This window comes from Chryseobacterium sp. MMS23-Vi53 (genome assembly GCF_047651245.1).
GTDB lineage: Bacteria > Bacteroidota > Bacteroidia > Flavobacteriales > Weeksellaceae > Chryseobacterium.
In genome coordinates this window covers 4618275-4633582 of the sequence record NZ_CP180265.1, presented here as the reverse complement: position 1 = coordinate 4633582, position 15308 = coordinate 4618275, and the positions used below count along the sequence as shown (strand labels likewise).

Below are 15308 nucleotides of genomic sequence, written 5' to 3'. Positions count from 1 at the left end.
TTTTTGTTTTATTTCTAAAAATTATTTATCTGAAGATCTTGTTTTCAAAAGCATATATGCCAATCCTAGTCCTACTCCTGCAAAAATCACAAGTTTAGTTTTTCGGGAAGGAACTGGAAGCATTGTTTCACCATAAATTCTATGTGGTTCTGACGACGGTTGCATAACATTTCCTGAATCAGAAGGTGCTTTTTTCATTTTCATCATCAACCTCATAGCTGCAGAAGCTGTGTTGATAATCGGTTTCGGAAATAAACCATACACATTTTTAAGCATCAGTGAAGTAAAATCCGGGAATAAATCTTTTCTAGGATTCTTAGCTAATTCAACAATTTTTGCTGCCGTATCTCTAGGATCTGCTGCAAAAGGCGGAATTTTAAAGTCCAATCCTGAATATTTTGCAGAATGCATATTCCCCGTAGAACGCTGAATTTGCGGATACAAATTACAAATATGCACATTCGGAAAATCCGAAATTTCACCATGAAGACACTCCATCATTCCTCGAATTCCAAATTTTGTTGAAGAATACACCGCGCTGTATGGAGCCGGCATAAAACCGCCGATCGATACATTATTGATAAGAATTCCTTCTTCTTGTTTTTTAAAAATTGGCAGCGAACTGTAAGCACCATGCATATAACCGAAAAGATTCGTTTTAATCACCTGTTCATTCAAATCCATCGGGATTTCTTCGAATTTTCCACTTGCCATCACTCCTGCGTTATTTACCCAAATATCGATTCTCCCATTAAATTGCAAAGCTTTATTTGCCAGATTTTGTACATCAGAAGCGATCGAAACATCGGTTGGAACAGCCATTGCCGAAACTTCGAGATCCCTGCACAACTGTACTGTTTCATCCAAGCCTTCCTTTCCTCTTGCAGCTACAACAATGTTGCACCCTTCCAATGCGAAAGCTTCAGCAACTGCACGACCTACTCCACTGCTTCCTCCGGTGATGACGACGGTTTTTCCTCTCAGACTATTTTGTAATGTATTATTTGATTTCATTTTGTGAATGGTTTTGAATTTAGTAGTTAAAATCAACCTATTATCATGCCATAAAGGTTAAAATTAACCTCTATTTTATGTTAAATCCATTGTAGCAACCTTTTATTTATTTTAGAAAAACAATTTAGTCTTGAATATTAAAAATATGCATTAAAGCTTCTAATTAATGTAAGCTTATCTTTTAATTTTTATTTTAAAACTATTATTTTTTCTTAAATCCTCTTAATTAATCTTAAGGTTTTAAGCAAAATATTTTCTTGGCACAATATTTTAATATCATAAAATAACTCATGTTTAATTTGAGTTTTCATGGTTATTAGTTTTTATCCTCGGATTCATCTCTGAGGATTTTTTTATTCTTTTAATTTCACTTATCATAAAAAAAGTTCGGCAAATCTTCGATTTGCCGAACCTTTTTTATAAATACCAATCTTTATATCGTTTTAATGCTTCAAGAAAATAATAATCTGCGTAGATTAATGGGACATCGATTTCAGAATTCAATGGCAATCCGCCTGTGCTGTGCATCAATAAGAACCCACCGTTTTCTCTCGGTTTTGCATGATATTTTTCATTCGATAAACTCAACAGCATTTTTTTGGCTGTATCAACATAATTTTTCCTGTCCTCACCTTTTGAATATTGACCCAATTCCAATAAAGCAGAAGAAATAATTGCAGCAGAAGAAGCATCTCGCGGGACATTAGGAATTTTTGGATCATTGAAATCCCAGTACGGAATTTTATCTTCTGGTAAAGTCGGATTGTTTAGAATAAATTTTGCAATATTTTGAGCCTGAATTAAATATTTTTCATCCTTTGTAAAGCGATATATCATCGTGTAGCCGTACAAAGCCCAGCCTTGCCCTCTCGCCCAAGCCGAAGAATCCGAATATCCCTGAAATGTTTTTTTGCCTAAAACTTCACCTGTATTTACATCATAATCGATCACATGATAAGAACTATAATCTGGTCGGAAATGATTTTTAATTGTTGTATTAGCATGAGTAACAGCAATTTCACCAGTCTTTTTAGTTCCCCCGTTTTGAGAAGCCCAAATCAGCATTTCGAGATTCATCATATTATCGATAATCACCGGAGCTTTGAAATCTGCCATTTTATCCCAAGACAAAATAGCCTTCATTCCAGGGCGAAATCTTGTAGAAAGTGATTCTGCTGACTGTAAAATAATTTCTTTATATTTTGGATTTTTCGTAATTCTATACGCATTTCCAAAACTGCAGTACATCATAAAACCTAAATCGTGATCACGCGTGAATGTTTTATTAGGTTCAATTAAATTTAATGTTCTTTCCGCTTCTTTTTTTATTTCAGGATCTTTAGTCTGTTCGTAAATCATCCACAAAGAACCAGGGTAAAAGCCGGAGCACCACCATGAAATATCTTTTGTAATTACCTTTCCTTCGGAGGATTTGTAAGATTGCGGCATCTTATCATTTGGAATTCCTTTCATCAGAATTTTATACTGTTGATCGGCAAATTGAAACTCATTCTGAATCAGTTTCGACATTTCTTTTTTGGTCTGTGCATGAAAAACAATACTTAAAACCGTAAAAGCTGTTATTGATATTTTGTGTAAAGTCATTTTTTGTGAATATTCTACTGCACAATTTACTTAATTTTTGTGATTATCATTGAGAATATAATACCCAAATACGACATTAATAAAATTAATTCTTATTTAAATTAATTCCAAATTAGGTGAAAATAAAACAACATAATTCCTTTTATTAAAAAGCATTTCCAAAGTTTAAATAAAAATCGAATGAAAAATTAATTTTAAAAATTAAGTAGAAATACTGAAATTTATACAACAAGATCTGATTAATTTTGGATAAACAAAAAACTGGTACGATATGGATAACTTAAAAAACAAAAACCCATTTCTGATAAAAGAGATGGATTCTAAAGTGGTATCCCAGAGCATCTGACAGATCATGCGGAACAACAATTTCCTCGCACGGGGAACTGAAATACTTTAACCATCAAATTTTAAACGAAATGATTATTATTAACAAAATTCTCAACGTCGACGATTATTATTTCGACGTATTTATGTCGATCTCGGAGGCTCTCACCGGCTTTTCTGTAAACGAATTACAATCTACAGGTTTAGCCGAAACCTATTACAACTACATTTTAGGGAACTTCGATGCCGCTACTTTTGTGGAATTCCTTACAGTTTCCAAAAATGTTTTTGAAAGCTCTTTCAGTGAAGATCAATTAAGAAATACGATTGCTTCCGATATTTTATCTGATCCGGGAATGAATGATATGGCAGGAAAAGTGATCACTTTGTGGTATTTAGGAACTTGGGAAGGCGCTTATATCAATGATCTTTCTTACAAAGAAGGTCTGGTTTGGAACGTTATGCATGCGCATCCGCCGGGAGCAAAACAGCCGGGCTACAAATCTTGGGGCGTTAAACCTGTAAAAAGCAATTCATGAAAGAGGCAGTAAACACAAAAGACGTGATCATCGTAGGAACGGGAATCGCAGGATCATTGATCGCTAAATTATTGACCGATCATGTATTCGACAACAAAAAAGGAAAAATGATCCACCGAGCAGATACCAAAAAAGGTGACGACGTTCGTGAATTATCGATATTAATGTTTGAAGCAGGTCTGGAAGCCGGATTAGAACTAGATTCCGTGTCTTCAATGACGAATTATAACGAGTATATCCGTACTTTTTATATGCAGGAAGCAAAAGTTCCGAATTCTCCTTACCCTAATTTAAAGCAAGCCCCATCGCCAAATGTTTTGGATATGGAACCTATTGTTCCTCCTTTCCCCGATAAAAAGGGATATTTGGTACAATTTGGACCGATGCCGTTTGCGAGTGACGCAATCCGAGTGGGTGGAGGAACTACGCTTCACTGGTTGGGAACAACGCCGAGAATGCTTCCGAATGACTTTTATTTAAAGGAAAAATATGGTAGAGGAATGGATTGGCCAATCAATTATGATATTTTAAAACCATATTATGAAATGGCTGAGTTTGAAATCGGTGTTTCAGGAAATGTTTCTAAACAGGCATATCCGATTTCCGAAAGTATGGAAGAATATTATGGAGATTATGTGTTTCCAATGGAAGAAATTCCGCAGAGTTATATGGATCAGAAAATCATGGATGGACTTGTTGGAACAAGTGTTCAGTTGAATTTTGAAACGATTCCGTTAACGCTCGTTCCATCTCCGCAAGGAAGAAATTCTACTCCAAATCCGGAATACGGAAAAACAAAAATCATTAAAGCAGAAGCTTCAGAATTAGGTTATAAATTGGTTTTAGATGGTTCTGGAAAAGAAGAATACAAAGCTCTTGGTGCAGTTTGGAATCCGTACATGGGTGAACGTTGCGAAGGAAATGCGTCTTGTGTTCCGATCTGTCCGGTTCAGGCAAAATACAATGCTTTAAAAACCTTGAAAAAGGCATTATATAAAGTGAATGAAAATGAAAATCTTTCGCGAAATCCACACATTGAAGTAAAAGCTCAAAGCGTGGTTTACAGATTAAGCGTGGATCAAAACGATCAGGATAAAATTTCAAAAGTTCATTTAAGAAGATATATTTCAAAAGAAAAAACAGATTTCGTTGAAGATGTGATCGATACATCAGATTCAATTGTGATTCTTGCAGCCAATGCTTTTGAAAATCCTAAAATTTTATTGAATTCTAAATACACGGTGACAGAAGGTCGTCAAACCATTGAAAAAACCGTTGCCAACAGCAGCGATCAGGTGGGAAGAAACCTGATGGATCACATGGTAATGCTGACTTGGGGATTATTTCCTGAACCTATTTATTCTTACAGAGGGCCTGGTTCTACAACCAATATTTCGTCTTTCCGTGACGGAAATTTCAGAAGCGAATTTTCAGCGTGGATTTCTCCGCTTGACAACTGGGGATGGAGCTGGCCGACATTTTCTCCGGGATCAGATCTTTCAGAATTTTTAGGACAAGGTATGTTCGGAGCAGAATTAAAAGAAGCGTTAACATACAGACTTTCAAGACAGGTTTTATTCCATTTTGAGATCGAACAGTTGCCGAATCCAAACAACAGAGTAACGATCAACGATCAATATCTTGATGCTTTGGGAATTCCCCGTCCTGTCATTAATTATGAATTAACGGACTACGAAATGAGAGCGATGGAACAGGCCAAACTGGCTTCAGATCAAATGTTTGAAAGATTAGGAATTGAAGATTTCACAAAATATAATGCAACAGACAACAATACTTTTGTGTACAACAACGTGAGATATTCTTACAACGGAGCCGGTCACATCGTAGGAACTCACAGAATGGGTTCTACGCCGGAAGATTCTGTAACGAACAGCTATTGTAAATCTTGGGATCACCCGAATTTATACATCGTCGGAGCAGGAAACATGACCACTTTAGGAACTTCAAACCCTACTTTAACTTTATCAGCATTTACGATCCGTTCGGTAGAATCTATTTTGGCTGATCTCGAAACTAAACTAAAAAACTGAAAACATGAGACAAAGACTTATCAATAAAACAGAACCTCAGGAAAATTTTTCATCAAAAGAAGCAAAATTGATGGGCAGAAATGCCGTTGTTGAAGAAGCTCTTTCTTTACAGTCATTATTATTTGATTCAAAAATCAGCAAAGCAGACTGGATTGAAGGTTTAAAACATCACAGCAAAACGCTGACAAATCTTTTATTAAATGATCAGATTGATGAATTTAACCAATACTTAAGCTCACAATTTGGCGGAGAGATTTCAGAACTAAAACCAGCAGATTTATCAGATAAAACAAGTTTTGATGCTAAAAAAGGAGGTCTAACAAATATCAGTTACCTTCCTATTTTGCAGGATCTTTTGCAGACTGCCATTTTGATTGAGCATTCTACAATTCCGCCTTATCTTACCGCTTTATATTCCATTAAAGACGGGACAAATGCATTGGCTTCACAAATTATCCGAAGTGTTGCTGTGGAAGAAATGTTGCACATGATTATGGTTTGTAATGTGATGAATGCCGTAAGCATCCAGCCTTCTGTGAACAGACCTCAGAACTACCCTTCTTACCCGATGAAATTGCCGATGAATGTTGACTTTTACGTTGGCTTGGAAACGTTTTCAACGAACAGCATTGCAACATTTATCGCTATTGAAAGTCCGAGCAGCCCGTTGGTAAAAGCTCCTAAATATGATGAACCTGAAGCTACGCCAAATTTGTACGCTAAAGGAGTTTCATTAGAAGAACACAATCATTGGACGCTTGAAAATATGAAAGGTTTCATCATGGAAAATGTTCATACGATTGGTGAATATTATGATGTTTTGTTTTTTTATATCGTTGTTTTCCAAATCATTGCTTATTATAAAGAACATGGAAGTCTACCTCAAAGTTTCAAAGAATTGAATACAGGAGGAATTTTCACAGGAGATCCTGCAAAGCAAATCCGTCCGGAACAATATTATGGAAGTGGCGGAAAGTTACATGCGGTTGAATCTTTAACGGGTGTAATTGCTGTTTTCCAAGAAATTAAAGGACAAGGAGAAGGTGCAGACGATTCTATCTTCGATGTTGATCCGTCTCAGTTTGAAGAAGGTGCGGAATTGGCGCATTATTTCAGATTTAAAGAAGTTTTCCATGAGCATTTTTATGTTGGGGGAGATTACAGACCTTTCACCGACGAAAACGGCATGATGCCTGTAACCACTCCACCTGTCGGAAAACCTTTACCTGTGGATTGGAACGCCGCATATCCGATGAAACCAAATCCAAAAATGTCAGATTATCAATCGAATCCAGAATTGTATGCGCAAGGAAAAGCTTTTAATCAAACGTATAAAAATCTATTGGATGCAATTCAGGCAGCGGTAGAAGGTGATGCGAAACAGTTGGAAAAATCGATCATGTATATGTATGCGTTGAAAGAACAGGCAATCGGATTGATGAGTCAGCCTTTGAATTCTACTCAAAACGCGGGGCCAACTTTTGAATATCCTACAAATTAAATTTTTTAACCGCAAAAGAGACAAAAGATTAACACTTAAGTTATTAAGTTGATTTTTGAACTTCAAATAAGAACACTTAAGTTTTTAAAAATCTTGATTTCTACTCTATCGTAAGATTTTGATTTTTAAACAATTAAATTTCAAACAAGCAATAAAATCTTTTGCATCTTTTGCGGTTGATTTATTCATTCAAAAAAAATTTACTACTTACAATCATAAAAACAATACACCATGTTAAAAAGAAAAAAAGAAAGTCTGGAAAAAGGAAGTGAACTTCTAAGAGCGCCACAACCAACTCAGGATCAGCAGGGTTATCTTGCTAATTTAATGAACGGATACTCGAAACTTTTAATCGACGATCCGGTAAGACCATTCAGAGAAGAAAATTTACAGGAAATTGCAAATAATGTAGATTACGGAGTTCTGGAAGCGTTGGCCGGAACTTGGGTAAGCTACAATGCCAACTACAATAAAAATATCACAAGACCATCTCTCGGAAGTGGGATTCATACGACCATTATGCCCTCTCCGGGAACCGACCAAAATAGAATCCCAGGAAAATTCAGCTTTGATACAGAAGAATATATCGAAAAACTTACATTCGAAATCGTTCCGGGCGGAGTTCGTAACCGTGGTGGTGCAACCGAATTATTTTGTGGTGCGGTAAAATACGACCAAACCATTAAAAGTGTAAATAAAGCGGAAGGAAGTTCAGAATTACAATACGCCGGAATTCATGAAGAGAACGGAATGTATCTTTGGCTAAGCGACGTTTATAACTACGCTGCAACAGAAGAAACCATCAAAAGAGATCGTGGAATTCATGCTTTTTCTACCGAAGATTATCAAAATTACGGATACAAAGGCGAATACAGAAACGAGCCTTTGGTTGAAGTGAGAGACGAAAACGGCAATCCTTCATACATTCTTTTGAGTCAGTTGAAAGAAGGACAGCAATATTATGAAATCATTCCAGCACAGGAAATAAAGCCAATGGACGGCATTACAGGACCTTATTTTATCCCGGATTATTCGATCTCAAGAAGTGGAGTTATTCCTCACGGAAGTACAATTACTTTATTGGGTGATATTGCGCCCGAAAACATCAATAATACGACGTTTTATCTCAGAAATGGCGCTCCGCAATTCCCTTACGGAAATGCAACATGGGATCCTCCTCATCTTGCAATTTCTCCAACAATGGGAGGTGCAGGTGCAAGTGTTACCAACCCTATCAACCTTGATGAGCCTGCTCCGGCCTGGGTTCACGAAACTTTAACGGACGAAAACGACCCTGGTTCAAACAAAATCTATACGCAGAGAATCCTTGCAGACGAGCTCTACCCTTATTGCGTAAGACCGGATATGAGACTTAGAGACACTTTGAGCGGACAAAATGTAGAAAATTATGTTCTTATTCAAATGTCTTCAAAAATGAAAACAGGAGCGCAAGGCGGAATTTTAAACGTTCCTTTCGTTAACCGTTTTGTTCCGACTGTGGAAGTAGATTTCCGCCTTTGGATCGAAACTGTAATTGAAGACGGAAAAGAAATTCTTCAGCTGCAATATGAGCAGATTATTTTCTTTGAATTCGATTTCGGAAATGATGGTGGTACAACTAGCTGGCCTCACATTCAGGTAAATACCCTTCGTAAAATTGAGGATATTCCTGCAGATCAGAGAAAAATAATCGAGCAGGAATTCTTCAATGCACCTCCTGCAATGAGCATGACAACAACTGCAGCAGTTTCCGAACGTATTGCAAACCCACCTGCAGGATGTCCTTACCATAAAGGATAAAATTTTGATCGAGTCTTATTAATTCAAATAAACTCTACTCAGCCTTATAGGTTTTTCGGAGCCTATAAGGTTTTAAATTATTAATTTAAATTTCTTTACAAAGCTTTAATATTTCCCAATATTCTAAATAAATACCTGCGCCAATAGCCCCGATTGCAACGGTTACCCCGCAACCGCGTTGGAGAATTGGAGGGGTTTAGCGTTGGAGCGCTGTTGGTGTGAGGAGTATGAGTGGAAAGCGGGAAAAAGCTCCAAAAAAATAATCGGATTTAATAGAAAACTTTTGATTTTCTGACTTAAAAACAAAAACAATAACCAAAAACTAAAATTATGAATTTAGAAAGTAAAGTGAGAGGCTTAACATTAGGAGCGCAGGTTCTTCCTTTAAGCAAGGTTTCAACATCGGATTTGGGTGCTTTAGCTCCGCTTGTAGGAGTTTGGGACAATGTACAAATTCCCAATAGCGAAACGCCTTCGGGATGGAATACGATTTCAGTTCCGGGACAGGATAAGGGATTTATTTTTGAAGTAATTCCTTACACGGAAACATTGACTTTTAATCCTGTTGTGGTACAAGCCGGAAATCGTGGTCCTGTCGTAAACGGACAACAAGTGGAACAATTAATTTTCGGTTTGTTGTATGAACAGCAAATCGTAAGTGCTTGTACAATCGACTTTTGCAATGAGCGTGGCTTTCCTGAAGGTTCAACAATACACGTTGAAACAGGATTATTTTTAAATGTTGGACAACCGAACGGAGGTTACACAATTGCCCGTATGTCGACTATTCCTCACGGGAATTCACTCTTGGCTTTGGGAAGTTCGTTTGACGTAGACAATCCAGGAACAGATTTCTTCACTCCGGCTTCTTCTATTCCTACGATGCTGAATGGTAACAGAATTACGCAATTGGGATATTCAGATCAAATTATTGGAAATCCGCAATTTGCAGCGTTTAATCAAATCAATCCAAATGCTTTTCTTCAGTCAACTTTGGAAAGTTTAGTTGGTTCAACAGGTGGGGTAACAAACATGACGGTCATTGAAATGTCTACCAACACACCCGATGCCAACGGAGGAATTCTGAACATTCCGTTCATCCAGACCAATGTAAATGCTACAAAAATGGATGCAACTTTCTGGATCGAAGACATTACAGACGCTAACGGAAATGCAGATCAGATTTTGCAGTACTCTCAAACTATCAATTTAGTTTTCCCGGCAACAGGTTCTGCGCAACCTATTAATTGGCCGCACGTTACCATCAATACAATGAGAAAAAGACCGGAAACACAGATGCAGTTCAAGAGTATGGATCCTTTAGACAATACCCAAGGCTTCACGACAAGTGAGTTTTAAATATTAATTTTTTTAACCTCCGAATTTATTTTGGAGGTTTTTATTTTTTAGAATTTATCTCGTAATAGATACTGGGAATGGAGTTGAAGTATTTTATTCTCGAAGATTTTGCAAATTACGCAGATTTTTTGTAATTGTTTATAACAATTTTTTACGCAAACATATGCCTTAATCTGCGAGATAATTTTAAACTTAAAATGCTTTTGCTATAAATTCATCACTAAGAATACGGTTAGTATTAGAGAAATGTCATGCCGAGCTTGCCGAAGCATCTCTATTATTATAAAAAATTCTACTTCGGTAATTCCGGTGGAGAAATCCGTTCCGTTTTTGTTGTTAAAGTTCTTAAAAAAGCTTCTAATTGAGCCACCTCAATATCCGATAATTCTAACAATCTCAACATTTCAGATTTTTGTGAATTTAGAGTAACTCCTTCATGAATAGTCGTGCGTTTCGCATAAGGTTCAGGATTTCCTTTGTTATAAAACTGAATCACTTCTTCCAACGTCTGAAAACTTCCATTATGCATCCAAGGTTGGGTTTTTGTAACTTCTCTTAAACTTGGAACACGGAATTTCCCAACATCTTCATCTTTTTTTGTTATTAAATATCTTCCTAAATCTTCATCTTTCAAACTCAATGAAGCGGTTCCGATATTTTCAAAACGATTATTCGAAAAATATCCGGAATTATGACAATTAATACACTGTGCTTTAGTTCTGAATAAATGAAGTCCCATCACCTCATCATCTGTATAAATATCTCGTTTGCCGTCGATAAACTGATCAAATTTACTTTGAGAGCTTCGGATTGTTCGTTCAAAAGTTGCGATTGCTTTTGCAATTCTTTCTTTAGTCACTTTTTTATCTCCAAAAGCCTTTTCAAACAAAATTTCGTAGCCTTTTATTTTCGCAATTTTTCCGGCAGCAATGTCGATATGTTCGCCCATTTCCCTTTTATCCTCGATCGGCATTTGAGATTGCTGTTCCAAATTTCCAACTCTGCCGTCCCAAAATAAAGGTTTTGCATAACCAGAATTTAGAATACTCATCGCATTTCGAACTCCAACCTGTCTGTCGTGTCCGAAAGAAAACTGTCTGTTGTCGCACCACCCTAGTTCAGGATCGTGGCAGGTCGCACACGCAATTTGATTGGAACGTGAAAGTCTTGGATCGAAAAAAAGAGTTTTTCCAAGATTGGATTTATCGGCAGAGTATTGATTATTCGCAGGAAATTCCATGGCGGGAAGATGTCCGATTTCTGAAAAATAAGGTTGAGCTTCTGGATCTAGCAAAGGTTTTGGCCACTTCGAAGAATCGCCTGAAGAATATAGTTTTCTCAGGTCTGCAATAAAAGTCTGTTGATTGATTTCCTGATGAACTTTTGTACTTAAACAATTATTCAGCAGAAAGACTGTCAAAAATAACAACAAAATCCAGCTTAAAGTATTCTTCATGGTTGCCGTTAAGTTTTCCGCAAAATTATGGATTCTTTTGTAAATGGTAATTTATTGAAAATAAAGTTGTTTAAGCTTTTATTTCAGTAAACTTTTGAGGATATTTTTCTATTGTTTAAATCACCAACTGCTCAATCCATTTTCCAAAGCTTTCAGATAGCTTTCTTCATCAAAAGAATACAAATCGGGAGCTTTGTGAGCACCTCCTGTTCTTCTTTCATCTAATTTTTTTAGAATTCCTAAATTTTTAATTTTTCGGTAAAAATTTCCTCTGTTTAATTCTTTTCCTAAAATAACTTCATATAATTTCTGCAGCTCAGAAAGTGTAAATTTTTCAGGTAAAAGATTGTATCCAATAGGTTTATACGAAATTGTCTCCCTTAAAGTTAATAATGCTTTTTGAATAATTTCACTGTGATCCATCGCCAGCTCGATTTCCGGAAGTTTGCTCAGATAGACCCATTCGCAGGTTTCACTGAATTCATCGGCAATCAGATTAAACCGGTCCGGGTTGTATAAAGCATAATAACCGATGGAAATAAATCTTTGCTTGTGAAAAAGCGTTTCGTCGAAATCTTCGAAATAAAATTCGCTTCTGTTTTTCTTTCCAAAAACGCCGAATTCTTCAAGGTAAACATCCGTCACCCCTGCCCTGTCTTTTAAAATTCTTACCACTGCCTCATCCAGATCCTCATCTTTTTTTACGTATCCACCGGGAAGGAGCCACTGTTTTCTATAATTCATTTTAATCAGTAAAACCTTCAATTCGTTTTGATCGAAACCAAAAATTACAGGATCGAGTGACAAGTGAGGAAGGAAAATTTCTTTTGCCTCCAGTGATTTTTTTAAAAGCTGCTCTTTAGAATCCATCTTAGAATTAAGAAATATAGTTTACAAATTTAGTAATAAATATTTTGACCAAAGATTTAAAAAATTCCATTCTTGAAGTCAATTTTGGGGAAAATTTTATACATTTTCATCATTGTTTCATTATGAATCAATGAAATTTTAGTTTAAATTTAAAATTTAATAATCTGAATTTCAATTAATTAAATCTTATTTTAATAAAATTTAATATTTTTCTTGGTAAATTAAATGAAACAGTGTAGTTTGCAATGCTTCCTATTGAAGCATTGATTACACAGAGATACTTAACAAAATTACTTCGATTAAACTCTTTTCAAGAAGAGTACAAATGTATTGCTGGTTCAATACAAAATGTCGTTACGGAAAATGCAGAAAACAGCCGGCTGAAACCGGTAGTGAAAAAGAAAATGGTTCATCCACTGAAATTTTGGATGCAGGATATTCCTATGCCTTTTCGAAACGAAGAAAGACCTTATTTAAGAGAAATAAAACTATAAAGAAGAAATTAATTGTACTAACATGAGAAAATCAACACTTAAAATCTCTGCTTTGGGATTGATGTTTTCCTTTGCTGCCGCTTTTGGACAGGAAACCGACAGCCTTGCAGTAAAAAATGCCGTGAAAGTTGCTACCAAAACCGAAGAAGGCATAAAAACGGTAACGGCTTCCTCCAAAGAAGACAACAACAGAAATGTAATGCTGAATGCAGCAAATAATACGAGTCCAAGAGACGTAAATATCGGTTTGCCTTCCACCGTGGGCGGAATAACCATTCTCGAAAACGACCTTCCAGCTGTTTATTTTTTCTGGCCGGAACTTCCTAACAAGACGTGGAGACAAAGTGTAGGATTAGAAAAAACCGGACTTTTGAAGATGGATCAGCTTGCGAATACAATGGGTGATCTTGGTTTTGCTGTAAACTCTTATTCTCAGACCGGAACAAAAGATTTTAAGCTGAAAGGAAAATTCACAACAAGCACATTTGGATGGCTGCAGGGCGACATTAACGCTTCAGGACCTATTTCTAAAAACGGATGGACGTATACAGTCGGTGCCTTTGCCAACTACGATCCCAGTACTTTTAAGCTTGGTTTTGCGAGAAATGTGGATGAAACCAAGATTTTCAGAGCCGGACTTACGAAATATTTTAAAGATGATAAGGGAAAGATTTCGATTTTATACAAATACGCAGATTCTTACAACGTAGGAAACTATGCCGTTTTTCAGTACGGTGAAAATGGTAAAGTTACGGAGCTGGATAATTTTAAAATCGGAAGAGATTCGTACGTGGTCGGTGATGGTCTGATAAAAATGAAGGATATTTTGTCGGGGCAGAATTACTGGGCAACGATGAACGGAAATGACAACAGAACGACTTCTCATAATATTGACATCGTCGGAAATTATTTGCTGGACAACGGCTGGAATTTTAAATTCTCGACAAGGGCGCATTTCGCGACGGCAAAAATGTCAACGATCATTCCTTTGAGTATTTTCCAGGCGAATCAGTCTGCGGGATACACAATTGCATCAACAGGACAGCCCTATTCCGGAGCGGTAGGAACACAACTCGCAATGCATACCCCAAAAACTCCGATTACAAATATTGCGGGACGTTTTTCACTAAATAAACAATTGGGAAACCATAACGTAACAATAGGAGTTTTAGAACAATATTACAATATTGATCAGTTTACTTCCAACAGGTCTTTTTTCTTCCAGACTGTCGAGCCGCAACCCCAAAGATTGATCGGTCCTACGACTGATGCAGATGGATTTTACAATTATAATGTAGGAGGGGAATATCACAGTGGAACGGAAAATAAACTATCCGTTTACACAACCGATGAGTGGAAAGTTTCAGACAACTTTAATCTGAGTTATGGCTTGCATCTAAAAAATCACAGGATTGACGGTGAATATTCTTTGACTCCTAGAACAGTTGGGTTCAGTTTTACGGATCCTGCTCAGTTCAATAAGATCGATCAGAGCTTTTACCAGATAGGCGGAAGTTTAAATGCAACGTACAACATCAGTAAAAACTTCGGAGTTCTGGCCAATTTTCTTTATACCGAAGAAAACAGAAGACTGGAAAGCTATTCTCAGGCTTTTGAACCGAATACCAATAAGATTAAAAGCCCGTTGGGAGCACTGGGAGTTTTCTGGAACACCAAATGGATTCAGCTGATTTCTCAGGCTACGTATCTTAAGAAAAATAATAATTTAAACAGATATAATTTAGTAAATCCTGCTAACAATTCTCAGGCGCAGACCACTACTGTTTACTATGATATCCAAACAATCGGATGGACGACAGATTTCGTTCTGAATCCTTTCAAAGGCTTCAATCTTCATTATTTGATTACTTTCCAGAATCCGGTGTATAAAAAATTCAATTTTAATGCTTTCGGAAAAGATTACGATTACAGCGATAACAATGTACTGGGAGTTGCGAAAGTTTTAATGGAAATCGACCCGAGCTATACCGTCGATAAATGGAGATTCTGGGCAAGTTTCAGATATTTCTCTAAGCAATATGCCAACCTTACCAACGCTCTTTACTTTGCACCGAGATGGGAAACTTTCGGAGGAGTGAGCTATGCCGTAAATAAAAATCTGAACGTCGGAGCGACAGTTATCAATTTCTTAAATCAGAGAGGCGCAAGCGGAACCATCAACGGTGCAGAATTGATTACCGATGCAAGTCCGTACTACGGAAAACTACTGACAGGAACGTACATCATGCCATTGACAGGTCAATTATCTGTAAGCTTTAATTTCTAAATGAAAAA

At 36.7% G+C, this 15308-nt stretch carries 11 protein-coding genes; 7 read left to right on the top strand and 4 right to left on the bottom strand.

Features of this window, described 5'->3' with window-relative positions:
• Positions 1-21: 21 nt before the first annotated feature.
• Complete coding sequence (locus ACKX2A_RS20545; protein WP_415326942.1) at positions 22-1014, bottom strand: SDR family oxidoreductase; 993 nt, start codon at positions 1012-1014, stop codon at positions 22-24.
• Positions 1015-1431: 417 nt separating this feature from the next.
• On the bottom strand, positions 1432-2619 hold the full coding sequence (locus ACKX2A_RS20540; RefSeq protein WP_415326941.1) for a glycoside hydrolase family 88 protein: 1188 nt from the start codon (positions 2617-2619) through the stop codon (positions 1432-1434).
• A gap of 416 nt (positions 2620-3035) precedes the next feature.
• Between ACKX2A_RS20540 and ACKX2A_RS20535 the strand changes: the two genes are divergently transcribed.
• The 5 genes from ACKX2A_RS20535 (at position 3036) to ACKX2A_RS20515 (ending at position 10193) form a co-directional block, all read left to right on the top strand.
• Positions 3036-3482 (top strand): hypothetical protein, encoded by a 447-nt coding sequence (locus tag ACKX2A_RS20535; protein ID WP_415326940.1) that lies wholly within the window; start codon positions 3036-3038, stop codon positions 3480-3482.
• Complete coding sequence (locus tag ACKX2A_RS20530; protein WP_415326939.1) at positions 3479-5533, top strand: GMC oxidoreductase; 2055 nt, start codon at positions 3479-3481, stop codon at positions 5531-5533. The genes ACKX2A_RS20535 and ACKX2A_RS20530 overlap by 4 nt, the downstream gene beginning before the upstream one ends.
• A 4-nt stretch (positions 5534-5537) precedes the next feature.
• Positions 5538-7034 (top strand): ferritin-like domain-containing protein, encoded by a 1497-nt coding sequence (locus ACKX2A_RS20525; protein WP_415326938.1) that lies wholly within the window; start codon positions 5538-5540, stop codon positions 7032-7034.
• A gap of 231 nt (positions 7035-7265) precedes the next feature.
• Complete coding sequence (locus ACKX2A_RS20520) at positions 7266-8834, top strand: peroxidase, FMP-type (protein WP_415326937.1); 1569 nt, start codon at positions 7266-7268, stop codon at positions 8832-8834.
• Between the two features lie 330 nt (positions 8835-9164).
• A complete protein-coding gene (locus ACKX2A_RS20515) occupies positions 9165-10193 on the top strand; it encodes a heme-binding protein (RefSeq protein WP_415326936.1) in 1029 nt (342 codons plus the stop codon).
• Positions 10194-10485: 292 nt separating this feature from the next.
• Here the strand turns inward: ACKX2A_RS20515 and ACKX2A_RS20510 are convergent, their stop codons facing one another.
• Positions 10486-11649, bottom strand: coding sequence for a cytochrome-c peroxidase (locus ACKX2A_RS20510; protein ID WP_415326935.1), 1164 nt, complete (start codon positions 11647-11649; stop codon positions 10486-10488).
• 120 nt (positions 11650-11769) lie between these two features.
• Complete coding sequence (locus tag ACKX2A_RS20505; protein ID WP_415326934.1) at positions 11770-12519, bottom strand: NUDIX hydrolase; 750 nt, start codon at positions 12517-12519, stop codon at positions 11770-11772.
• 245 nt (positions 12520-12764) lie between these two features.
• Between ACKX2A_RS20505 and ACKX2A_RS20500 the strand changes: the two genes are divergently transcribed.
• Both ACKX2A_RS20500 and ACKX2A_RS20495 read left to right on the top strand, forming a co-directional pair.
• Positions 12765-13013, top strand: a complete 249-nt coding sequence (locus ACKX2A_RS20500) for a hypothetical protein (RefSeq protein ID WP_415326933.1) — start codon at positions 12765-12767, stop codon at positions 13011-13013.
• Positions 13014-13035: 22 nt separating this feature from the next.
• Entirely contained in the window at positions 13036-15300 is a 2265-nt protein-coding gene (locus ACKX2A_RS20495; protein WP_415326932.1) for a TonB-dependent receptor, read from the top strand.
• Positions 15301-15308 lie beyond the last annotated feature (8 nt).